The organism is Nostoc sp. 'Peltigera membranacea cyanobiont' 232 (genome assembly GCF_002245985.1).
Taxonomy (GTDB): Bacteria; Cyanobacteriota; Cyanobacteriia; order Cyanobacteriales; family Nostocaceae; genus Nostoc.
The window spans coordinates 1-24,599 of record NZ_NOLK01000122.1; the positions used below are offsets into that span (position 1 = coordinate 1).

Genomic DNA, 24,599 nt, shown 5'->3' on the forward strand with positions numbered 1-24,599 from the left:
CCAATAACTAATGCGTAATTTTATCAAACAAACTTTTGCTAGCTTAGTTGGCACCTTATTAGGACTAATTATTTTCGGTGGTCTAGGAACTACTGGACTATTCTTGCTAATATTGGCTGCTACCTCCTCTAAAGATACTGGGCCAAATGTGAAAGATAAGTCAGTGTTGGTTTTTGATTTATCGATGAAAATTACTGATAGCGAACCTAGTTCTGGCGAACTGTTTCAAAACACAATATCAGGTGTGGATGATGAAAGGATATCACTCCGCAAAGTTGTGGAAACTTTGGAAAAAGCGCGACGCGATCCGCGAATTGTCGGCATCTATCTAGATTCAACTAGCACAAGCCAAGCGAGTAATATCGGCTATGCTTCCCTTAAAGAAATTCGGAAGGCGCTGGAAGAGTTTCGCGCTTCTGGGAAAAAGATTGTAGCTTATGGCAGTGATTGGAGTAAAAAGGAATATTACCTTAGTTCAGTGGCAGATTCCATTGTCCTTAATCCTTTGGGATTGATGGAAGTCAATGGTTTGAGTTCACAGCCAATGTTCTTAGCGGGTGCATTACAAAAGTATGGCATTGGCGTTCAAGTCGTGCGAGTGGGTAAATTCAAAGGTGCTGTGGAACCGTTTATCCTGAAAAAATTGAGTCCAGAAAACCGCGAACAAACTCAGAAATTGTTAGATGATGTTTGGGGAGAGTGGCGCACTACCGTCGGTGCAAGTCGGAAAATTGAACCTAACCAGTTGCAAGCGATCGCAGATAGTCAGGCGATACTGGAAGCCACTCAAGCTAAAACCAACGGTTTAGTCGATCGAATAGCATACCCTGATGAAGTGGTAACAGACCTCAAAAAATTGACAGGTAGCGATAAAGACGACAAAACATTCCGACAAATTAGTTTCAATAGCTACGCAGAAGTTTCTGGTAAATCTTTGGGTGTAGAACGTAACTCCAAAAATCACATTGCCGTTGTTTATGCTGAGGGCGAGATTGTTGATGGTAAAGGTGATGATGGGCAAGTAGGAGGCGATCGCTTTGCCAAAATCTTCAGCAAACTCCGACAAGACAAGGATGTAAAGGCTGTTGTATTACGGATTAATAGTCCTGGTGGTAGCGCTACCGCAGCCGAAGTCATGCAGCGAGAAGTGAAATTAACCCGTGAAGTAAAACCGGTTGTAGTGTCAATGGGCGATGTCGCTGCCTCTGGTGGTTACTGGATTGCTAGCGACTCTAATCGCATTTTTGCCGAACCAAATACCATTACAGGCTCAATAGGTGTGTTTGGGTTGCTATTTAATGGTGAAAAGCTGGCCAATAATAACGGCATCACCTGGGATTCGGTGAAAACTGGAACCTATGCTGATAGTCAAACAGTTTCGCGCCCGAAATCAACCCAAGAGTTAGCACTTTATCAACGCAGTGTTAACCGCATTTATAATATGTTTCTAAATAAAGTTTCTCAAGGTCGCAAACTCCCAGAACAAAAAGTAGCAGAAATTGCCCAAGGAAGGGTTTGGTCTGGTGTAGCGGCGAAGGAAATTGGTTTGGTAGATGAAATTGGCGGTTTGAATAGTGCGATCGCGTATGCTGTCAAAGAGGCAAAACTAGGAGAAGACTGGGAAGTGGAAGAATATCCTCGCACTAACGGTTTCGGAGAACGCTTTTTTGGGCGTGCAACTGAAGAAGCGCGGACTGCTTTAGGGATTGAGGTGGCGCAACTCAAACCATCTAACCCCCTCACCAATGAATTCCAGAAATTCCAACAAGAAGTAGAGATTTTGCAAAAAATGAACGATCCAAAGGGGGTTTATGCCCGTTTGCCTTTCAACTTGAAGATTGAGTAGATGCTTTTTTCGGCGTTGCTCAATTCAGGTGTGAAAATGATTTTGCGTGATTTCAGAATCCTTGTAGAGACGCGAAATGTTGCGTCTCTTCTCTTCGCATCAGCCTAAAAGGATGTTTTAAAAGTCTTATTGTAGGTATTAAAACGTTCTAGATCCCCCTAAATCCCCCGATAAATTGGGGGACTTTGATTCTTCCCCCTTTTTAAGGGGGGTTAGGCCCGCATTTCTCACAAGCTTCAGGCGTTTGATAGAGCAGAGGGGCAGAGGGGCAGAGGGGCAGAGGGGCAGAGGGGAAAGAACTTGGTATTTTTGTTCTCTCCCCTGCTCCCCTGCTCCCCTGCACAAGCACGGGCTTTGAGAGGTGTGGTGAGAAATCCGGGTTAGGGGGGATCGACAAGGGGAGCATCCCACTTTTTTGCATGTCATTGCGAAGCGTTACGAAGCAATCGCAAAATCTCCAACTAAGTGCGAGTCCATGCGATTGCTTGTCTGCGACACGCTCTTACGAACGTCGTTCCTCCTCTCTACGAGACGCACTTGCGTTTGCAATGACAGTTATTCTTTCATGGGAAAATAAAAACTGGGATGCACCCTCGACAAGTGCCTAAAATCACAGCTAAATACTTTTAAAACATCCTCTAAACAATCAGTTTTTAAGTGGACATGATGCAGCCAAAATGCATCGAATATCTCAGAGATATTACTGAACCATCCAGACAATAAATGTAACTAACATATACATAAAGATTGTCAGGATGCTGAATATGTCAGATTTACCGCTTCAGTGCAAAAATTTGAAAGAGCAAGTTGAGTCGATATTACAGCTTTTACAGCAAGAACCAACGCTACATTCTCAAGATATTACACCTGTAGAAACTTCTCTAACTAAGGCGATTTCTCCCAAGTTTGAAATTGTGTTTGCGGGTGCGTTTAGTGCCGGTAAATCAATGCTAATAAATGCACTATTAGAGAGAGAATTACTTTACAGTGCAGAGGGACACGCTACAGGTACAGAATGCAAAATAGAGTATGCAGAAGTAGAGAAAGAACGTGTTGTTTTGACATTTTTAAGCGAAGCAGAGATTCGGGAACAAGCAGTTTATTTGTGTAAGCAGCTAGGATTTAAGACAGTACCTAATATTAACCAAACTGATGTAATTAACTTACTACTTGAAGGTTCTGAAGCGATTATTCAGCAGGAAGGTGGTGAAAGTAAATCAGAACGTGCAAAACAGGCGAAGGCGTTAATGTTATTGCTAGAAGGATATATAGCAAACCGCGATCGCATCAACACGGTAAATAATGCTACATACTCAATGGAGCAATTTAACTTTTTCAACCTCAAGGAAGCGGCTGGATATGCCCGTCGTGGTAGTAATAGTGCAGTATTGAAGCGAATAGAATATTACTGTAATCATCCTCTGCTACAAGATGGTAACGTAATTATTGACACACCAGGTATAGATGCCCCAGTAGAGAAAGATGCACAACTAACTTATGCCAAAATTCAACATCCTGATACTTCGGCGGTAGTGTGTGTGCTAAAACCTGCTTCGGCGGGTGACATGACAAAAGAAGAAACAGAACTTTTGGAATTAATGCGCCAGAATGGGGGAGTACGCGATCGCGTTTTCTATGTTTTCAACCGCATTGATGAAACTTGGTACAATACCCAACTACGGCAACGATTAGACGATTTAATTAGTGGGCAATTTGCTAATTCAAACAAGGTTTATAAAACCAGTGGATTACTAGGATTTTACGGCAGTCAAATTAAACAGACAAGCCAAGGAGATAGATTTGGTTTAGATTCTGTTTTTGCCGAAAGCATAAAAGGTTTAGATGGTAAAGAAGAAATACCACAATTTGTCTATGCCTTTAACAACTACTGCGTCAATTCAGGAAAGCTATCTACCACTAACTTACGTGTTTCTGTTAACGGCTATGAAACCCCAAATCAAAATTATGTACGGATTTTGGGAGATTGGGGAAATGAACTGATAGAAAAGCTAATTCAAGATAGTGGTACTGATGAATTTCGCACAGCTATCACTCGCTATCTTACAGAAGAAAAGCGTCCGCAGTTATTTAAAAACCTTGCTGATGATTTGGAAGATGTTTGTATTAAACTGAAGAGACATTATCAGAGCGTACAACGTCATTTAGATAGTCAACCCCAAGAAATTGAGGCTATGAAGTCGCAAGAGTTGCAACGCCTAAATCAGCAACTCCAGCAAATTGGTAGAGAATTTAGCGAGCATATCACAGAAGAAGTTAACCAGATAATTAATAGTTCTTGTGATGCTTTTGAATCAGATTTTAAGCAATTGCAATCACGAATGATTCGCCGTTTAGATGAATTGCTAGATAGTTTTTCTGTAGCTTATGCTTATCGACGTGCAACTATCAGCCATCCTCGCAACGCTACCGCACCTTTAATTGCTATTTTAGTAGAGGCATTTTATTACTTAGCAAATCAATTAGAAGATATTTTGATTGAATCTTCTCAGCAAGTAGTTGCAAATTATTTCCAGCGATTGATTGAAAAGATTCGCAAATCAGAATACTATCGCCAATTGTATCGTTTATTAGATAATGATGGCGGCATTGAACAAGAGATCAGAACTTTAGAAAAAAGCGTTACTCAAGCATTAGTGAGTGCAGCTAGTGTAGAGTGCGATCGCTTCGTGCGAGAAAGTCCAAGATTTTACGATGAGGGCACTTTTTCTATATATCAATTTCGCCAGACTTTATTACAAACTTCTCAAGGTTACGACGCTGAAAGTATCGTAGAAGCAGAACCAGCCATTAGGCAATTATTGAAGTTAGATTTTGAGCCAAAAGTTTCTCAAACTATTCGTAAATCTTTCCGTCAAACCATCAACCAAACGCTCAAAACTCAGTTATTACCAATGGCAGAACAGCAAGCAGATGAGATTTTGCAGCAATATCCACAGGCACGGGCTTATTTAGAGAAAACACTGCAACAAGAAGCTGAAGAAAAAATTGCGAATAATCGCCGATTATTGAGTGTTGTTGAGGAAAATATTGCCGCATATAATTCAGCAGCTTCTAGTATCAATAGTTGTTTGCAAGCGATGAAATTATATGACCATTTCTTGCCTGTAATTGGTGATTTGTTTGATGGTGATGGGAAGTTTGCTAATAATGGATTTGTGAATTCAGACGTAGTACAAGAGGTTCAATATTAATCTCAAATCATTTTTGAGATAATTGTAGCTTTTAGTGAGTGCTTTAGGGACTTCCAAAAAATAAAATATACAGTAGGGTGTGTTAGGCGAAAGCCGTAACGCACCGAGATATCTGGCGGTGCGTTACGCTGTCGCTAACGCACCCTACAAAATTGGATATTTTTTTAATTGGAAGTCCCTTAGCGCTCACTAAGTACAGTTTTGTTTTGCGTAAAGAGGTTAAGGAGAATATTTTGGTCGAAATCAACAACAATGGCAGACGTCGTAGAAGAAAATCAAGAATTGAGGTTGATATGCAAGATGAATTTAAGCCAATAGAGTGTAATGATAGTGATGTTTTGAACTTCGGAGACAATATATACAAAGTTGCTAAATTAAAACAAGCAATGGATACCTCAGCTAACTCCCATCTTGGAAATATATTGAATGAAGAATTAAGGAGGAAGGGAGTAGATATAAACAATTCTCTTGTGAATTTGTTTCAGAAGGGTATAGATTGCGAAATTTTAACACTAGGTTCTCAAAGCTGGAAAAAAGGGAAAGTGAAAATTAAAATAAGCGTTGAATTTTATATTGAAGAAGAAGATATAGAAATAACTAATAGCAAAAATTCAGAAATCACTGAACCAGAATCCCCTCTTGACGATCTTCGCCGCATGATTCATGAGTAAAATTAGCCAATAATAATTTACATATAACAATTCAATTTGATTTGTAAAAATTAGCGGTGTCCACGTCACTATCCTAAATACTTATGCTTATCAAACGTCGGCAATTTCTTGCAAGTTGTGGACTAGCTACCATAGCTACCCAGATACCAGCATTTAATGCTGAAGGGAAACTACCTCCAAACATCATCCGCAAGCCGTTACGTCTGCAAGTGGGCGATACTGTAGGATTGATTTCCCCTGCGGGTATTGTTGACGCTAAAGATATCGAAGCCGCACAGCAATCATTTTCACAATTAGGGTTAAAAGTCAAGCAAGGAAAGCATATTTTAGATCGTTATGGCTATTTAGCGGGTAAAGATGCCGATCGCGCCCAGGATGTAAACTTGATGTTTAGCGATCGCACCATCAAAGCAATTATTCCGATGCGTGGCGGTTGGGGCTGTAATCGCATTTTACCCTTACTTAACTACTCGCTGATCCGCTCACATCCGAAAATTATCATGGGCTACAGCGATATTACAACGCTGTTGTTAGCAATTAATGCTCGTAGTCAAATGATTACTTTTCATGGGCCAGTTGCCACATCTACTTGGAATCAATTTACAGTGGATTACTTCAAACGCATCCTATTTAATGCTGAAGCTGTGACTATGCAAAATCTCAACCCTAGCGAAGTGCGGGTGGAGACAATAGCACCAGGAAAGGCGAGAGGTAAACTTGTAGGTGGAAACTTATCAGTATTATCGGCGATGGTAGGTTCACCTTACCTACCTTCTTGGAACAAAAGCATCCTGTTTGTGGAAGAAGTTGGCGAGGATGTTTACCGTGTAGATAGAATGCTGACACAGTTAAAAACTGCTGGAATACTTAATCAAATTTCTGGCTTTATCTTTGGGCAATGCACTAATTGTAAACTTGGAGATGAACCATCATTTACATTAATGCAAGTATTGCAACAACACATACTTCCTTTAGGTATTCCTGCTTGGCATGGTTCAATGATTGGTCATATTAAAGATAAATTTACCTTACCAATCGGTTTAGAAGTGGAAATAAATGCTGAACTTGGGACAATACGAATGTTAGAGGCGGCTGTCAGTCTGGTTTAACACGACATATCTTATCTATAGGATTACTATTTGATTTTTGAACGAAATTAGGTATTGTAGAGTGTGTTAGAACGGAGTTCGTAACGCACTATTATCACGGGTTTGATGCCGTACTCTCCGTGCTAACACATCCTACGGATATTTTCTCCAAATCAAACCGGATTCCTATATCTAATTAGCCATCATAAAAAGACCTCTCCCTGGTTTTACTACGCAAAACCTTCCCTCTCCGACTCGGAGAGGGACAGACTTGAACTTTAGTTCAAGCAGGGAGAGGTTTATTGAACTCACGTTGGTTTAAGCATCAGCCGCGCCACAGTGATTTTGATTAAGATTTTGATAGATAGTATGAATTTCTCCTCGCCATGTTACGACTAACAGAAGTAAAGCTTCCGCTCGATCATCCTGAAGACGAGATCGAGACTGCCATCCTCAAAAAGCTACAAATCACAAACGAAGAATTGATCGGTTATTCCATCTTCAAGCGTAGCTATGATGCCCGTAAGAAAGGAGAGATTAACCTTGTTTATATTCTGGATGTAGAAACAACTCAGGAGACTCATCTACTCAAGCGCCTGAAAAAAGATCCCCATGTGATGGTTAGGCCAGACATGAGTTATCGCCCGGTGGCGCAAGCACCGAGCAATTTGGCGATTCGCCCCATCGTCATTGGTACTGGGCCTTGTGGCTTATTTGCGGGTTTGATGCTGGCACAAATGGGTTTTTGTCCAATCATTTTAGAACGTGGCAAAAAAGTCCGCGATCGCACTGCTGATACCTTTGGCTTTTGGAAGAAAAAATCAGACTTCAACCCAGAATCTAATGCCCAATTTGGTGAAGGCGGTGCGGGTACATTCTCCGATGGCAAACTCTACAGTCAAGTTAAAGATCCTCAGCATTATGGGCGAAAGGTATTAACCGAACTCGTCAATGCCGGAGCCTCACCAGAAATTCTCTATATCAACAAACCCCATATCGGCACCTTCAAACTTGTGGGAATCGTCCAAAGTATGCGGGCTAAAATCGAATCCCTCGGCGGTGAAATTCGCTTTGAAAGTCGGGTGGAAGATATCAACATCGAAAATGGACAGGTGCGGGGAGTCACCCTTGCCAGTGGGGAATATATCGCCAGCGATTATGTGGTTTTGGCAGTAGGACACAGTGCCCGCGATACCTTCCAAATGCTATACGATCGCGGGGTTTACATCGAGCCTAAACCTTTTTCCATCGGCTTTCGCGTCGAACATCCCCAAACTCTCATCGATAAATGTCGTTTTGGCACTCAGGCGGGACATAAGCTTTTAGGTGCTGCCGATTACAAACTAGTTCATCACTGCCAAAATGGTCGTTCTGTGTATAGTTTTTGTATGTGTCCAGGGGGTTTGGTGGTTGCAGCCGCATCAGAACCGGGGAGACTTGTCACCAATGGGATGAGCCAATACTCTCGCAATGAGCGTAATGCCAATAGTGCGATCGTTGTGGGCATCACACCCGAAGATTATCCGGGCAATGCCTTGGCGGGAATTGACTTCCAACGGCGCTTGGAAGAACAGGCTTTTGAATTGGGCGGTGGAACTTATGAAGCTCCGGGGCAGTTGGTGGGAGACTTTCTCAACCATCGCCCTTCTACAGCGTTGGGCACGGTTAAACCGTCTTATACACCAGGGGTACATTTGGGCGATCTGAGCGAGAGTTTACCAGATTATGCGATCGCCGCCATCCGTGAAGCACTGCCCGCTTTTGACAAACAAATCAAGGGATTTGCGATGGATGATGCCGTATTGACTGGGGTAGAAACCCGCACCTCATCACCAATTCGGATTAAACGCAAAGAGGATTATCAGAGTTTAAATACAGTTGGACTTTATCCGGCTGGTGAAGGCGCAGGATATGCAGGGGGAATTCTCTCGGCGGGTATCGATGGTATTAAGGTAGCAGAGGCAGTGGCTTTAAGTATTTTGAAGAGCGTATTTTAGCGCTGTAAGCATCGCACCAGTTTTGCACAATAGATTTTGGGCAAAACGGTAATATTATTATTTGATAATTGTCCACCGAGTTTCTACTTTTTTATTTAGTCATTATTTTATCCTCGACACTCCTTTTCAGGAGTGTTATTTTTAGGAAGATATTCGCTTGCTAGTTATGGTGTAAATAAATGATGGGATGGCTATTTGGAGGTCTTGTTAAACAATTTGAGAGTGCAGCTAAAGAGGTTGTGAAAGAGAGTAGCAAAGAAATAGCTAACTTGTTTGATGACAAACTTTACCCTTTGGCTGACAAGCTTGATTATATAGCTCAAGAAAGTATTAATCATGCAATAGAAAAAACTGAAGAGTTAGAAAGTAAGGTTAAAAATGACATTGAACATTTGCTAAATACAGCAGATGACAAAGTTAAACATCACCTTGAGAAAATAGATAAAATTCGTCAGAAACCCCTCGTAGAGACTATTAATAAAACTAATTTTTACCTAGAAAATAGAATTAATCAAATGTCACTAGCTGTAATGCAGGCGATTAGCTTATCTCAAAACAGCATTGAACAGAGTTTGGAAAGAATTGAATATTTGGAAAATAAGTTATTTCAAGATGCTAATCAAATAGTTGATAAAATATCTGAACTGATAGATGGCAAATTAGAACTAATTCGGAATGAATTAAAAAAACAAGTGATCGAATTACCTAAAACAAAAGAAAAACCTCACCCTGTCCTCTCCTTAATCCCTCTCCTTAATAAGGAGAGGGACAGATTTTGCACAGCAAAATCAGGGTGAGGTATCTCCAGGGCTGCTCCATAAATCTTAAAACGCCGTCAACAACTACTTGTGTGTACACCGTAGCCTTTATAAGGAGAGGGATTGAGGGTGAGGTAAGCTAGGGACATAAACTGTATGTTATTTAATTCTTGTTCCTAAGTTATGGTATGGAAAATGACAGTATGGCTATTTAGAGGTTTGGTTAGAACGTAAAAGTAGTCCGAAGTACACCTACAGTCGTAGTCTCATTGTTACTATTACCTTCTGGGTTAAAGAGAATAAACGCACCAGGAGTAATGCTGATATTATCGCTAACTCGAAAGCGATAATAGCCTTCTAAATGGTAAGGAGTCGCCCGATTGTCGCCTGTGGGGGAAAGTTGAGCAGAACCACCAGCATCACTACGGTAAAGTGGCTGACCAAAAATAATCCCGGCATTGTTCCCTGACTTGAATAAATCTTTGAAGTGAACTCCCACCATCCAACTTGTAAAGGTGGTGGAAGCATTAACGCTATTAGAAGAAGCATCAACAAATAATGCTGCACCATAGCCAGATAAGGCTATCTTGGGAGAAAATCGCCATGTTACTGTACCCCCAAAGGAATTGAGTTTGACTGGTGTCCCAGCGTCAACACCAGCTAAAGCACCAACATCACCACTAATTAATCCAGTACCTAAAATATTGATTTCGTGATAACTATTGGCATAGTTTAAACCAATATCTAAGTCAGGACTAGGCTTGAAGGTTAACTGTGCAGCAACAATACTGCTTCCACTAAATACACCACCCCCCAAAGGTGTCGTAGAAACTCCTGGTAGTGCCTCATCAGCAGATTTTTGAGGTAAATTGGCATTGACACTACCGTATAAAGCGCGTAAATCCAAATTCGGGGAAATACTATAAATAAATCCCGCCGCTGATGCTAAACCAGTACCCGAAGTCCCACCAGAAACCCGTAACACAGGGTTTAAGCCTGCAAAACGAGAAATTGACTCTTGGCCTTCGCCATAAAAAGGTGTAATTGTTGGGAAAGCATCTGATGTTTCTGCCGCAGTTCCGGCAAACAAGGTTAATTTATTAGCGACGGGAAAGATATACAGCAATTTGTAAAGCTGAACATCGTTCGCGCCAACACTCGACAAAGTATTGACATTTAACCCTGGAAATTGCGGCTCAAAACTGGTACGAGCGCTACTAGAACTTAAAAGAGGTGCAGCTAATCCTAAACTTTGTTGGAGGCTACCTTGTCCATTGGCTCCACCCAAAAAGTTATAAGCTTGCAATCCAGTAAGTAATAAATCTTTACCAGTAAAGCTAGTGGTGAGATTTAAGCGCACTCTATTGACTAGAATGATATTCGAGTCGCTGTTATTAGAAGCGCCGCCGGTAGCACCAACACCAGCAATAATTACCTCTCCATTAAGTTTAGTAGTTGTAGAAAATTGATTTGCTTCTAGTTTTGCGGTACGAGCTTCTACAGCATCTACTCGACCCCGCAATGTTGTCAATTCCGCCGTAAATTGTTCTTGTAGTTTCTGCAACGTGGCTAAATCTTCTTTCTTAACCAAGTCACCAGTTGCAGTGGCAATCAGTTCGTTGATTCGCTCTAAACAAGCATTTAAGCCAGCAGCAAATTCATAGCGAGTCATCGCCCGATTACCGCGATAGGTTTGATTGGGATAACCTGCAATGCAACCATATCGCTCAACCAAAGATTGCAGTGCCTGAAAAGCCCAATCTGTTGGTTGTACATCAGATAATTGGGATACAGATGTTACTTGTGCAAGCTTGTCTGAGGATGGAGATGAATTTGCCGATTGTGGTGTCAGTTGTTGCTGAAACTTAACAGCAGAATCTACACCTAAATCTTGATTCTTTTGATTCTCATTAACTATCAGCAACTCATTGGAGATACTATTTTTCAAGTTGCTTTGATGAGAATCATTTTTTTGATAACTGCTATCATTTTGATTAACAGCTACGTTTTTATCTGCAATTTCTAAATTAGGAAGGGCTTGCACAGGTGATAACCCGGCAATTAAGCATAAAAATCCCATCCCACTAGCAGAAGCTAGTAGATATTTTGCCATGAGAACTCCCAACACATATAATATGGTAAAAATTAATTGCGATTTTGAAATTGATTGATAAGTAAATTTAAAGTAGATTTAGCCAGAGAATCTTGCTAACTTTAAATTTTTGATATCAGGATTTTTTCTGAATTTACTTACCGCAAAATCAGCTTATATCGCAAGTATTAAATTATAGTAAATACTATTTTGGGAAAGAATTAACAAATAATCATATTGAGAGTTTTGATAATTACTATTGGCAAAATAATAATTACATCCGTCTGATTTTATGATAAAGAATATAGGTATTTAGCCGAGATTAGAGGCTCAATACCTAGCAAAGAGTAATTTACCCAAAAAATTAATTTGGAGTGTAGGGAAGATCGGGAGGAAAAGGACGGAAATCATTTATCTTGGGATTGTTAACCAGTTTCATCCCAGAGAAGCTTCATAGCGATCGCATAAAGAAAATTTTTAGAGGATAATATATACCACACTTTAAAAAAATAAGCAACATCTTACAGTAAGTAATATTTTTAACAAAACATTTGTAACTACCCTTGCAGTTTATTTACCCACCGCCTGCTATTCTTATAGTTACTTCGGTCTGTCATAGCAGATAGATTATCCTCAATAATGTTTAAATTTCTTAGCGCTCATATACCATCCTGGTAATGTGGGTGCTTTTACTTTATGCCTCATAGCAACAAAAAACCTAACCCCCTTTCCAATGTGGGAAGGGAGAAATTTAGAGAGAGGTTTTCCAGATAGCTTAAGCTGACAGTGAAGCTTTAACTTGACCAAAACGGCGATCGCGATTTTGGTAACTCAACAAAGCCTGATAAAATGCTTCTCTATTAAAATCTGGCCAAAGAATATCGGTGAAATACATCTCTGTATACGCCATTTGCCATAAGAGAAAATTACTCAATCGCATCTCACCGCTAGTACGAATCAGTAAATCGGGTTCTGGAGTGTCTGCTGTGTAGAGATGTTGTTCTACAAGACTTTCATTCACCTGTTCTGCGCTGAGTTCGCCACGTTGCACGAGTTGAGCTACTTGACGACAAACTCTGGTAATTTCATTGCGGCTACCGTAGTTGACTGCAACAGTAAAGTGGATTGCTTGATTGTTCAAAGTCTCTGTCATTGAACGTTCCATTTCCGTCTGTAGAGACTTGGGTAAAGCCGATAAATCTCCAATAAACGAGATTCGCACTCCTTCTTGATGCATCTGAGCCAACTCGCGATGTAGTAACCGCTCAAACAAATGCATTAGAAAATCTACTTCTTCAACGGGACGCTGCCAATTTTCTGTTGAGAAAGCGTAGGCTGTTAACGCTTTGATTCCCCAATCCTTACAGCAACGCAATAGTTCTTTGAGCGTTTTTGCTCCTTGGCGATGTCCAGCAATGCGCGGTAATCCTCGACTGGTTGCCCATCGGCCGTTACCATCCATGATGACGGCGATATGTTGGGGTATTTTTTGGGGGTTTAAATCGGTAGGTAATTTTGATTTGTCATTTGTCATTTGTTTTGACTATTTAGTTTCAAATAAATTTTGTAAGTACTCTGGTGTGAGGGTGTTGTTCCAACTCCACAGGCGATGCATTGTGTAAGTGAAGGTGAAGAGGAGAGTTGTTTTGTTGGTTAATGACCAAGCATTCCAGTTGAGGGTAGCCATCATGCGGCGGAGAGTACGCATGAGGTTGTTACGCTGATAGTTTGGCGATCGCGTTTTGATCAGCGTGCGTCCAATTCGTATCAACCCAGTATCAGGGAAAGCCCAGACTCCAAACCCCCAGAATTTGGTTGTATGGTTGATTTCATCCTGTGCTAGCTCCTCTAAAACATCCTGGAGTGCGCCAGTCGTGTGAGCCATCAACCAAATATAAAGACAGGTTGCACCGTATTCTGTGGCAATGCGGTGTAAGCCGTGACGATATAAGTCTTCGTGAGCGTCATCTGTGGGAAGATAGCTTCTAACAGTCCGAAGTTTTGGGGTAATTTTCTCGCCTGTTAATTGGGTGTAGATTTTGATTAATGCAGGTGTGTGCTGACGTTCTTCCTTTTCCCACAAACCAAGTTCTAGGAGTTCGCCATCTTTACCGACAGTTCCACCAACAAACCGAGCCATTTGAGGATGCAATTTTTCCAAATACTGCCGACTGGTTTGGGTATAGCCGCGAATGGGCGCTTCTGTATCCATCGCACCTATCAATATAGATAAAAATACCTCTGCGTCTAAGCCGATAATTTGATTGCGGTTAATCGTTTGCCAATCAATAGATTTCCAGGGACGCGGTTGGGGATTGGCAAACTGTATCGGTAAATCTTCCAGACGTTCATGTAGTTTTTCGACTGCAATATATCTATCTATAAGTGAACGAATGCGGCGCTGTGTTTGTAAATAATGAGGACTGTGATAGCTTTGACCTGCTAAGTCTGCTGTAATTGGGCTGAGGGTGTTAAGCATATTTTTATACTTAAATTTTTATCTCTATGCCCAATAGCCTAAGCGATCGCACTTCGTTTTGTCAGTCGGCTGAAGTCGGCAGTTTTATATGATAGGGTTGCAAAAGTCGGGGAAAAAGTTGGATGAAATTGCCACATTCTATTTCAGAAATGATTTATATATTAGTCACAGAGTGATGATAAGTAAGAAAACAATGCTATGAAGTTATATTTTAAGCATGAGGCTGAATCTGACTTAGGAATGGGAATTGCTTATTTAGAATTTGATGGCGATTTGGCCTCCAGGCAAGTTGAGATTTATGGGGATAAATGGTTTTTATCTAACAGACTTTATCATCCAGAAACTGGAGGAATAGCCTTGTGCGACCAACCATTATCAGAAACTGGTTTAGGAACAGAACATGAAATATCACAAAGTGAGTTTGAGCTTGTTTGGAGTGAAGCTCTTAAAAAGAGTATGTTAAATAACTAAAAATTGTTGTCAAAATAGCAATACTTTTAAAGCGCTAAATCGGTTTTACTCTAAGCAATGCAATCGCCCCCTCAATCTTCTGGTAGTTCCCCAAATTGCTGACGATAACGCTCAAGTTGTTTTTGCGCTAATTCAAGCTGTTCTTCTGGACTTTGATAGTGCTTTCCTTGTCGATCGTACCAATACAAAACCTGACGCTGGATATTACCAGATACGTATTGCCCTCTACCAATTCCTAAACCAATTTCTGGCATCCAAAAGGGTTCACCAATTTGCAATTGATAGCTACCATCTACTAAGCGATAAACTTCAAAAGGTTGGTGCTGATCGCGTTGCCAATACTCTGGATTATAAATAATGTAGTAAAGTACACCTAACTTGGCATAAGTGTCTAATTTTTTGTCGTATTCTCCACCCGGAGTTAAGGAGACAATTTCTAAAGCCAGGATAGGCACAATGTTGTTTTCTTCCCAAACAACATAGCTTTTACGAGATTTACCTTCCTTGCGGCGTTCTACACCTAAGCTCAAAAATCCGTCTGGTACAATCGGTACAAGTGGACTAACCCCTGTAGTATGGTAAACGCCCATATCCACACTGAAAAACCAGTCATTACGGTTTGCCCAAATATATTGCAGCAAGAAGAGAAGCAGGTTAGGAATAAAGTTTTGGTCTTCGTTATCCACAGGAGTATCGTCTGAACAAGGAAGTTCAGCACTACTAGGCAATTGACGGGGATCTGATTTCACCATAAGTAATGATGGTGCTGATGTTACCTAATGAGTTTTATTCTAGACGATTCGACGCGGACGATATACTTTAGGTAAACGTTCCAAGTTAGTGGCAATGAAGAATTTTGATATTCAGCTAGATGAAGAATATGCTCAAAAGCTTGCCTACATTCAACAGGAGGCTGACCAAGATACAGTAGAGGCAATTAAATCTTCGATTGAACTGCGCTATCAACAACTTCAGCAACAAAAAACAGATCCCTTAGCTAAACTCAAGCAAAGTCAATTTATCGGCTGTTTCAAAGGAGAAACTGACTTAGCTGCTAATTCCGAAGCCATTGTGCGATCGCTAATGCAAGAAAAGTATGATCGTCGCTGATACTGGCTTTTTCGTGGCACTTGGGAACCAAAACGATCGATACCATCAATTAGCACTACAAGTTTTAAATGCTCTCAATGAACCACTAGTCACTACTTACCCTGTTATTACCGAAACTTGTTACCTTCTTCTTGCTAGAGGAGGTGGTAATAATGCTCAATGTAGTTTTTTGAGAGAGGTTGCACAAGAAGCATTTGAGGTGTTCGACTTACGAAGTCACCATATTACACGCATAGTTGAACTCATGGAAAGATATGCCGATTTGCCAATGGATATGGCAGATGCTTCTCTAGTTGTTCTAGCAGAACATCTGGGACATGGCCGAATTTTGACGCTTGATCGACGAGACTTTAATACCTACCGTTGGAATAACAGCAATCCTTTCAATAACTTGCTGCTGAATTTTGAATAAAGTTTGCAAAAGTCGGGAAAAAAGTCGGATTTACAGAATCTTATCCGAAAACTCCAGCAACATAACTGTAGAGTAATTTATAGTTGTCCCTAAAATCTGAACTCCCCTCGTCGTTACACAATGGACGCTGAAGCAGCATTAGCATGGTTAGATGCCATAATTCCCCCGCAGACTGGGGAACGGTTGAGCGATTTGCAAAAAGTGATTCTTGTGCAAGTTTGGTTGGGTAGAAAATACTTGGATATCGCTCATTCTTACGGTTGTACGGAAGGACACGCCAAGGATGCTGGTTCTCAGTTATGGAAGCTGCTTTCTAAAGTATTGCGAGAAAAGATAACCAAAAGTAATTGTCGCGCTACTTTGGAGCGAGTTCTGAGAAAAACTACTGCGATATCATCCAGTCTGATTGATTACTCGCGATCGCCACACCCCACCCCAAAACTAGAGGATACCAATTTTATTGGACGAACAGAAGCGATCGCTCACCTGAATACTTTGGTAAATCAAGGATCAAAAGTCATTGTTATCCAAGGTGAGGGAGGTTTGGGCAAAACCACTCTAGCGCAGCAATATCTCCAAACTCAGGGATTTGACTTGGTTTTAGAACTGCTGATGGCGAAGGAAACGCAGAATATCACCCCCGCAGAACGAGTAGTAGAGGAATGGCTCAAACAAGATTTCGATCGAGAACCTGGGGTAGAATTTGGGGTTACATTGGGGCGACTCAAGCGCGAACTTCACGATCGGCGAATTGGGGTGTTAATTGACAATCTCGAACCTGCATTAGATCGACAAGGTGGGTTGATTGCTTCTCACCGCAACTATGTAGAACTATTGCGGGTGTTGGCTGATGCCAGGGTGCAATCTGTTACCTTGATTACTAGCCGCGATCGCCTTTGTGAACCTGGGCTAAATGTGAATCACTACCGGCTTCCTGGTTTGGATCGAAGCGCATGGCAACAGTTTTTTAGCAGCCGTGGATTAGTCATCGACTCGCCAACCTTGCAAATCATGCATCGCACTTATGGCGGTAATGCTAAAGCAATGGGAATTCTCTGTGGTTCGATTCAGGAGGATTTTGATGGTGATATGACTCTTTATTGGCAAGAAAATCATGCCGATCCTTTAGCAGCAACCGATTTAAAAAATTTAGCCGTTAGTCAAATCAATCGTCTGCAAGCCCTCGATCCCCAAGCATATCGCCTACTTTGTCGTTTGGGATGTTATCGTTACCAAGATATACCCAGAATTCCATCACCAGGGTTATTTTGTTTACTTTGGGATGTTCCACCCGATCAACATCGCCAAATCATCACCTCTTTGAGAAATCGGTCTTTGGTAGAGTGCGATAAAGGTGAATATTGGTTGCATCCGGTGATTCGGAAAGAAGCGATCGCGCGTTTACGCCCCAGTGATGAATGGGAAATTGCCAACCACAAAGCCGCAGAATTTTGGACAGCTAGTATTAAACAAATTGAAACATTTAAAGATGCTTTGCAAGCTCTGGAAGCATATTATCATTATATAGAAATTCAGGAATTTGAGTTAGCAGGCAAAGTCATTCTCAAAAGCCGAAATAATCAATGGCAGCAGTTTTTGCCTCTTGGTAGTACGTTGTATCGGATGGGTTTAATTCAGCCGATCCTGACTGCAATTAATCAAGTTGTAAACAATTTAGAAAATGACCAAAATCTCAGCGAACTTTATAATATACTAGGCGATCTATATTGGATAACAGGTAAAATTAGTCAAGCGATCGCTTGTCAAGAAAAAACTATTACTCTGGCAACCCAAGCACTCAAATCACTTGTACCTCAGCCTGAAAATAAACATCCAGTTTACTATCTGAGAATGCTAGAGGTCGATTCTCTATTAAGTATTGGTCTTTACAAAATAGATTTATGGGAATTAGAGGCAGCCGTAAATTTATTTAAACAGGTAATTTACCTCGCTCAAAATACCGAGCATCATCGCTGGGCAGAGAAAGCTTCAGTCTGTTTAGCTTTAGTGTATTCTTATTTAGGTTTGCGTGATGCCTCATATCAATTAGCAGACGTAGCTTATAAAAATATTACGAACGAAAAATTGGTAGAACAGACGGGGAGATTTGTCTATTTCATGCAAATTTTGGGTCAAACTTACGTCAACTTAGGAGAGGTTTACCAAGCGAATCAAATATTACATCAAGCTTTAACCTTTGCTGAAGAAAGCCACTATATGCAGGTGAAAGCAAAAACACTCAATGGTTTAGCAGAAATCCATCGGGAACAAGCAGATTTTGAATTAGCCCTGGCTCATCATAGAGAAGCAATAGAACTGTTGGATAAAATAGATGCTAAGTGCGATTTAGCTGAAGCTTATTTTCAATTAGGTTTAACTTATCAAAAGATGGCAAAGCCTGATGAAAGTCAAATGAATTTTAATCGAGCAATTCAGCTATTTACTGAAATACAAGCCCCGAAACAAGTTGAAAAAATTTTAACCAGTGCTGCGTAATAAGTATACCTTTAATTATTTACTTAGGGACTTGGTGCAGTCCATTGGGAGGCGGTTTTATCATATTCTCCTTTTATAGTTGCAGCGCGAGGACGAGCCGCTGCTAAAGCGGCTAGTTCATCATCTTCTGAAGTATAGTCACCAAAATCTACACCTAATAAACCGCCATTACCTAAAATTCCAATACTTTTCAAATGATCCTCAATATTATCCAAATCGAGAATATCAGAATCATCATTACTTAAAGTTCCCATCCACATTACCCAAATATCTTTTTCCATTTGAGCAACTCCAGGCTTAGTAGGGTCATAAGCCGAAATAGACTTACTAAAGTCACTTATCGCAGTTGATTTTTGTTTCAATTCGCTAAAGACAGTTGTCATGCCATTAATGTGAGCAATCATGGCATTAGTTGCTGTTAGTATATCTGCCGCCGAATGTTCTGATGCACCACCAGCAATTTGTACCCTCATTTCTGCAATTAATCGCTCAATAATAACAGTATTTCGATGTAAGTTTGCTAATACTTTATTAGTTTGCAATGCACCACGATACATTGATGCTACATGTTGCCAAATATTACTTTTCAGCACATCAGGGGAAAGCCCACCAGGTTGTAAATCACTACCTCGCGTTGTTATGGCATCTGATACAGCAAGAGCTATTGCGGAAGATGCAGTTGCTTGTAAAAATGAAGAGCCGGCTGCTGTAAGTCCATCTGCAAGGGTGAGAGCAAGCCATCCAGCTGCGGTAGAAGGAGCAATATAGGCGGCAGCAAGACCAGCTAAAATGCCCGTTCCTATCCCTAAAAATATGCCTCTCCAAAGAGTTTGATTTTGTGCTTCTGCTCTTCCTTGACCAATTACTCTTGAGTAATTGCTGTAAGCCATATCGTAATTTAGGGAGAAAATTCTTAATTTTGTACTGATTAAATCAGTCTGTGCCACGGATAAATCTACACAAACACTGGCTAAATTATAATGAGCATCAATTAATCTTGCATTGGCTTGCGTAAGTGGCAATTTTGTCGAAAGTTCTGTAACTGTTTGGTCTTTTGGCTTTCTCTGCAACACATCTCTACGCAATGCCCCACCTGTCTGTTGTACTACATGGGTCAACTCATGGGCTGTCAACTCATTATTACCTGGCGACTTTCCTTGCCCAAAGTAAACATCGCTACCATGAGTAAACGCCTGCGCCTCCAAATCCTGATTCATCTGCACAGCCGCACCATCTGTATGCACTCGCACTTGACTAAAATCAGCATCAAAGCGAGGTTCCATGAAGCCTCGCACGTCATCCCCTAATGGGCTTCCTCCACCTTTACTGCTATTCAGGCGACTCTCAATATTTTCCCCAGCCTGCAAGTTGCCACTCATAGCTCGTTGCAATGAAGGCTTGGTTTGTATTTCTTCTTCTTGAGTCTGTTCTTCTTGAGTCTGTTCTTCTGGTGCTATCTTCGGTTGCACAGCAGTATTAGGCATTGAGATGACTCGATGAGCCACGCTATCGGCTTCCTGCTCATACCGATCTCCTGGTTCTCCAACCGTGAGTTTTGTCTGTGGACGGCGTAACGCTATGGAACTAATGTCATGAACTGGCTTTTTTTTGATAACTTGTGGTTCTAAAGATTGTTCCCCAGCAGACTGGGCTAATTGTGGGTCGGTTGATGCCTCGGAGGATGTTTGAATCGGAGGATTATTTGCAATGGCAAAACCGCGCACTGGATTTGCCAGTGTTGGAGTTGTTGGTGAGACAAGGGACGGATTTGAAAAAGCAGATCGTCCAAATGTGCCTGGACGCAAAGCGGTTTGTCTTTGGATATCGCTCATCTCACCTAACCTCTATGCCAAGGCGTATTTTTGATCCAAATTGTACAGTTTATCTCGTTGCGATCGCTATCGACTTAAGTAGAAAGTATTCTGTAATGAGATCGCACATTTAACTTCAGTAGGGATCTTAAACTTTGCGAGCGGCCCGATTGATGGTTAGTATTTTTCTGTCTTATCCCAACCGCCAGTCAGTGATTTTACCTTATTTAGCGGGTCTATTATAAAAGACTCACAAAAATTACTGCATGATTTAAAATTGTCGGGTAAGCTGACAACAGCAGTTTCATCCTCAAAACAATGACCGCAAGTAGTCCCACAATTTTAGCCCTGGACTTTGATGGAGTGATTTGCGACGGACTAATTGAATATTTTGAGGTAGCGTGGCGCACCTATTGTGATATTTGGTCGCCAACTAACGACACACCACCAGATGATTTAGCTTTGAGATTCTACCGCCTGCGACCTGTAATTGAAACAGGCTGGGAAATGCCCGTTTTAATCAAAGCGTTGGTAGATGAAATTCCTGATGATAAAATTCTTCATGAATGGTTAAGCATTGCCCCAAAACTTTTGTTAAATCACAAGCTACAAGCCAGAGAAATTGCTGCGAAACTAGATAACCAACGGGATGAATGGATTACCACCGATTTAGACGGTTGGCTAAGTCTGCATAAATTTTATCCGGGTATAGTAGAAAAACTCAAATTAACTCTTGACAGTGGAGTTAAGTTATACATTGTTACAACTAAAGAAGGGCGTTTTGTACAAGAGTTACTCAAACAGCAAGGAGTGAATTTACCGACAGCAGCAATTTTTGGTAAAGAAGTCAAGCGTCCCAAATACGAAATTTTGCGAGAATTAAAGCAGGAAGCAGAAAACAAGTCAGTTAGTCTTTGGTTTGTAGAAGATAGACTTAAGACATTGGAGTTAGTCCAACAGCAAACAGACCTTGAAGAGGTGAAACTGTTCCTTGCAGACTGGGGCTATAATACCCAAGCAGAAAGGGAAGCTGCCCAAAACGAGCCGCGAATTCAGTTGTTATCACTGTTTCAGTTTGCCAAAGATTTCTCTGCTTGGCTTTAATATATAAATTATGTTGCAATAATCTCTTAATGGCTTCACCCTCAAAGGGCAATACAGTTCGGTTAAGGCTAAAACTCTTTGCCAAAGTTAATTATTTTAACGTAGGCGGAAAGCGGCTTGCCGCAGGCTAACGCAAAGAATACAAAGAGAAGACATAAATGCTTAACTCAACCGTATTCCCTCAAAGGGCTGATCGTTACCTAGATATTTATACCCGGATTTCTCACCACACCTCTCAAAGCCCGTGCTTGTGCAGGGGAGCAGGGGAGAGTTCAAATACCAAGTTCTTTCCCCTCTGCCCCTCTGCCCCTCTGCTCTATCAAACGCCTGAAGCTTGTGAGAAATGCGGGTTATAGCAGTCAAATTGTTGCCCTTACTAACATCCCGCCGAAACTTAAGTTCCTGGCTCATAGCTCAAGTGTACTAAAATGACTCTACTTAATCCTTTTTAGAGAATCAAAGGGCTTTAGTTGTTAACCCTGAAATTTATTTCAAGGGGGAATGTTAACGAAGCGAGAGATTTATAAAGATGTAGGTAAATACTAAGAAAGTAGAAAAACTCCTAACTCCTAACTCCTAACTCCTAACTTACCTTTATGCTCGATCTAACAAAACTGGCGCGACAAATGCAAGGCTTAAGCCAGCATCTTACTTTAGAAGCTGCTGCCAGTCGCCAGCGTTTAGAATTGGCGCAACAACATTTAAAAAATGCTTATGAGTCTCAACAAGATTTAATCGATCGCCAGGAAAAATGGCGCGATCGCATTCTCTTTGCTAATGCTACCCCAATTGAGCCGCTAGAAACCTGCATCGATATCCCAGTTCCGCCAAAAATTCATACTGTCATCGCTACCGATGGTTCCCAAATTGCCCCCAACCATCATGAAATTGCTTACTGTTATCTCTTAAATATTGGCAGAGTCGTCTTACACTACGCACAAAACCGCCATCCGCTACTCGATAGTTTGCCAGAAGTATTTTATCGCCCAGAAGATTTATATATGTCTCGACAGTGGGGAATTAGAACCGAGGAATGGATGAGTTTTCGCCGCACTGCTTCCGAAGCAACGGTTTTGGCAGAACTTGCATGTGCAGCTAAAGGAGAAGCACCAGCATTAGCGATGGTAGATGGTTCGTTAATTTATTGGTTTTTAGAACAATTACCGATAGATGCACGCGATCGCATTTTACCCCCCATCCTGGAAGCTTGGCAGCAAATGCGTGATGCTCAAATTCCTCTGATGGGTTATCTCAGCGCCTCTCGCAGCATCGAAACAATGAACTTTTTAAGGTTGTTGGCTTGTCCTCATCCAGTGCCAGACTGTAAAACTTATTGCCCAAATCAGCTAGAAAAAGTAGCTTGTAAAATTTTTGAACAGTTGCGAGATACTTCAGTTTGGGCAACCCGACTCAAACCAGGACAACGCAGCACCCTTTGGCGGAGTAATTCCCCGATTCTCGAACTCTATGGCGATCAAACTATTTATTTTTGCTATGTTCACGTTGGCACTGAAATCGCCCGAATCGAAGTTCCAGCATGGGTAGCAGAGAATGTAACCATGTTAGACCAAGCATTGGGACTGATGCTAGCACAAGTGCAAAAAGGATATGGCTACCCTGTAGCGATCGCCGAAGCGCATAATCAAGCAGTGGTAAAAGGTGGCGATCGAGCGCGTTTCTTTGCCCTCCTCGAACAACAAATGATTAAAGCTGGTTTAAAAAATGTTGGAACTTCCTATAAAGAAGCCAGAAAGCGTGGGAGTATTGCTTAGGAACTCCTAAGTTAAGTAAATTAAGTCTTTCTGAAAAAACTTTATTTTTATAGATTTTGAACGATATTAGAGTTAGGTTAAAATTAGTCACATTAGGGATTGTAGCGACCATAGCAACTTCAACAGTCTGGTAAGTATAAATAGATTATATTTAGTAAAATTTAAACCCTCTAAAACGTAATACTCTACCACCTTTACAGTGAGTTGATTCGCCTTATTTTAAAGTACAATCCTCATACTCAAATCCAACCACTTCGATTGAGTAATTGGCGCACTACTAGAAATATAGTCAATCCCTGTCTCTGCCACACCGCGAATCGTTTCTAAAGTCACATTCCCTGAAGCTTCAATTTTCACCCCATTATCCTGCTGACGAATCAACTGCACCGCCTGACTCATCATATCCAAGGGCATATTGTCCAACATAATAATGTCAGCCTTGTGCTTCAAAGCTTCTTTGACCTGCTCTAAACTCTCCGTCTCCACCTCTATAGTCAAGGGATAAGGAATCTGAGAACGAATACGGGTAACAGCTTCCCCAATTCCCCCAGCAGCCGCAATGTGATTATCCTTAATCATCACCGCATCATCTAACCCCATACGGTGATTAATCGCCCCACCCAAAGCAGTTGCATACTTTTCCAATATTCTCAGCCCTGGTGTAGTTTTACGCGTATCCACCAACTGAGCAGGTAAATCAGCAATTTTCTCTACATATATATTAGTGAGCGTAGCAATCCCACTCAATCGCATAGCCAAATTGAGCGCGACCCGTTCCCCCATCAGCAGCGCATCCAGCGAACCAGAAATTTCAGCTATCACCTGTCCATGCTCACACCACGCACCTTCATCTGCCACTGCCGTAAAGCTAACTTTTTCATTCAAAATCTGAAATACTCTAGCTGCAACTGGTAAGCCAGCAATTATGCCTGAAGCTTTAGCTATCCATAAAGCCTTGCCTAACGTCACATCTTCTACTAGTAGTGTATTTGTTGTGCGATCGCCCCGGCCAATATCCTCCAACAACCAACTACGCAAAAGAGGATCTAAAACCAGCCAAGGGGGTAAAACAGCAGAACTGCTCACAAACTTATTGCTTCCTTAGTAACTTCCAGAAATACTATAGCTTAAAAGTCTTACAGTCTAAGGCTTTGAGGGCGATGAAAAACAGTCCCAAAGAAATTTGGAGAAAATAGTTGACATGAGGAGATTGGTTCGGTATATTGAATAAGTGCCGGAAGCGGAGCGCGAAAGAGCGACGCTTTTAGGGATACCGAACC

Annotated in this window: 18 protein-coding genes; 12 read left to right on the top strand and 6 right to left on the bottom strand. The window is 41.3% G+C overall.

The window, feature by feature from the left end; all coding sequences use genetic code 11:
• The first annotated feature begins 10 nt into the window (after positions 1-10).
• From sppA to CDG79_RS29150, 6 genes are all read left to right on the top strand, one after another.
• A complete protein-coding gene (gene sppA / locus CDG79_RS29125; RefSeq protein ID WP_094345239.1) occupies positions 11-1,846 on the top strand; it encodes a signal peptide peptidase SppA in 1,836 nt (611 codons plus the stop codon).
• A 764-nt stretch (positions 1,847-2,610) separates the two neighbouring features.
• Complete coding sequence (locus CDG79_RS29130) at positions 2,611-5,058, top strand: dynamin-like GTPase family protein (protein ID WP_094345240.1); 2,448 nt, start codon at positions 2,611-2,613, stop codon at positions 5,056-5,058.
• Between the two features lie 152 nt (positions 5,059-5,210).
• Entirely contained in the window at positions 5,211-5,729 is a 519-nt protein-coding gene (locus CDG79_RS29135) for a KGK domain-containing protein (RefSeq protein ID WP_317616620.1), read from the top strand.
• Positions 5,730-5,812: 83 nt separating this feature from the next.
• Positions 5,813-6,838 carry a S66 peptidase family protein gene (locus CDG79_RS29140; protein WP_094345241.1) on the top strand — a complete coding sequence of 342 codons (1,026 nt, stop codon included), beginning with the start codon at positions 5,813-5,815 and terminating at the stop codon, positions 6,836-6,838.
• Positions 6,839-7,203: 365 nt separating this feature from the next.
• On the top strand, positions 7,204-8,814 hold the full coding sequence (locus CDG79_RS29145) for an NAD(P)/FAD-dependent oxidoreductase (RefSeq protein ID WP_094345242.1): 1,611 nt from the start codon (positions 7,204-7,206) through the stop codon (positions 8,812-8,814).
• A gap of 179 nt (positions 8,815-8,993) precedes the next feature.
• Positions 8,994-9,611, top strand: coding sequence for a hypothetical protein (locus tag CDG79_RS29150; protein WP_143855606.1), 618 nt, complete (start codon positions 8,994-8,996; stop codon positions 9,609-9,611).
• Positions 9,612-9,795: 184 nt separating this feature from the next.
• On the opposite strand, the gene CDG79_RS29155 is transcribed toward CDG79_RS29150, so the two are convergent.
• From CDG79_RS29155 to CDG79_RS29165, 3 genes are all read right to left on the bottom strand, one after another.
• A complete protein-coding gene (locus CDG79_RS29155; RefSeq protein ID WP_094345244.1) occupies positions 9,796-11,685 on the bottom strand; it encodes an iron uptake porin in 1,890 nt (629 codons plus the stop codon).
• Positions 11,686-12,439: 754 nt separating this feature from the next.
• Positions 12,440-13,198, bottom strand: a complete 759-nt coding sequence (locus CDG79_RS29160; RefSeq protein ID WP_094345245.1) for an isoprenyl transferase — start codon at positions 13,196-13,198, stop codon at positions 12,440-12,442.
• 9 nt (positions 13,199-13,207) lie between these two features.
• Positions 13,208-14,143 (bottom strand): hypothetical protein, encoded by a 936-nt coding sequence (locus CDG79_RS29165; RefSeq protein WP_094345246.1) that lies wholly within the window; start codon positions 14,141-14,143, stop codon positions 13,208-13,210.
• A 198-nt stretch (positions 14,144-14,341) separates the two neighbouring features.
• Here CDG79_RS29165 and CDG79_RS29170 point away from each other — a divergent pair, with 198 nt between their 5' ends.
• Positions 14,342-14,614 carry a hypothetical protein gene (locus tag CDG79_RS29170; protein ID WP_094345247.1) on the top strand — a complete coding sequence of 91 codons (273 nt, stop codon included), beginning with the start codon at positions 14,342-14,344 and terminating at the stop codon, positions 14,612-14,614.
• 71 nt (positions 14,615-14,685) lie between these two features.
• On the opposite strand, the gene CDG79_RS29175 is transcribed toward CDG79_RS29170, so the two are convergent.
• Positions 14,686-15,366 carry a Uma2 family endonuclease gene (locus CDG79_RS29175; RefSeq protein ID WP_094345248.1) on the bottom strand — a complete coding sequence of 227 codons (681 nt, stop codon included), beginning with the start codon at positions 15,364-15,366 and terminating at the stop codon, positions 14,686-14,688.
• A 94-nt stretch (positions 15,367-15,460) separates the two neighbouring features.
• Here CDG79_RS29175 and CDG79_RS29180 point away from each other — a divergent pair, with 94 nt between their 5' ends.
• The 3 genes from CDG79_RS29180 (at position 15,461) to CDG79_RS29190 (ending at position 18,632) form a co-directional block, all read left to right on the top strand.
• Complete coding sequence (locus tag CDG79_RS29180; RefSeq protein ID WP_094345249.1) at positions 15,461-15,724, top strand: hypothetical protein; 264 nt, start codon at positions 15,461-15,463, stop codon at positions 15,722-15,724.
• Positions 15,711-16,136, top strand: coding sequence for a type II toxin-antitoxin system VapC family toxin (locus tag CDG79_RS29185; RefSeq protein ID WP_094345250.1), 426 nt, complete (start codon positions 15,711-15,713; stop codon positions 16,134-16,136). Before CDG79_RS29180 ends, CDG79_RS29185 begins: the two co-directional genes overlap by 14 nt.
• A gap of 120 nt (positions 16,137-16,256) precedes the next feature.
• Entirely contained in the window at positions 16,257-18,632 is a 2,376-nt protein-coding gene (locus tag CDG79_RS29190; protein ID WP_094345251.1) for a tetratricopeptide repeat protein, read from the top strand.
• A gap of 23 nt (positions 18,633-18,655) precedes the next feature.
• On the opposite strand, the gene CDG79_RS29195 is transcribed toward CDG79_RS29190, so the two are convergent.
• Positions 18,656-20,464 carry an eCIS core domain-containing protein gene (locus tag CDG79_RS29195; protein ID WP_223278380.1) on the bottom strand — a complete coding sequence of 603 codons (1,809 nt, stop codon included), beginning with the start codon at positions 20,462-20,464 and terminating at the stop codon, positions 18,656-18,658.
• A gap of 297 nt (positions 20,465-20,761) precedes the next feature.
• Here CDG79_RS29195 and CDG79_RS29200 point away from each other — a divergent pair, with 297 nt between their 5' ends.
• Positions 20,762-21,547 carry an HAD family hydrolase gene (locus CDG79_RS29200; RefSeq protein ID WP_094345252.1) on the top strand — a complete coding sequence of 262 codons (786 nt, stop codon included), beginning with the start codon at positions 20,762-20,764 and terminating at the stop codon, positions 21,545-21,547.
• A 596-nt stretch (positions 21,548-22,143) separates the two neighbouring features.
• On the top strand, positions 22,144-23,319 hold the full coding sequence (locus CDG79_RS29210) for a DNA double-strand break repair nuclease NurA (protein WP_094345254.1): 1,176 nt from the start codon (positions 22,144-22,146) through the stop codon (positions 23,317-23,319).
• Positions 23,320-23,538: 219 nt separating this feature from the next.
• Here CDG79_RS29210 and nadC read toward each other — a convergent pair whose 3' ends face one another.
• The gene (gene nadC, locus CDG79_RS29215; protein ID WP_094345255.1) at positions 23,539-24,405 is read right to left on the bottom strand and encodes a carboxylating nicotinate-nucleotide diphosphorylase; all 867 of its coding nucleotides are present in this window, start codon (positions 24,403-24,405) and stop codon (positions 23,539-23,541) included.
• Positions 24,406-24,599 lie beyond the last annotated feature (194 nt).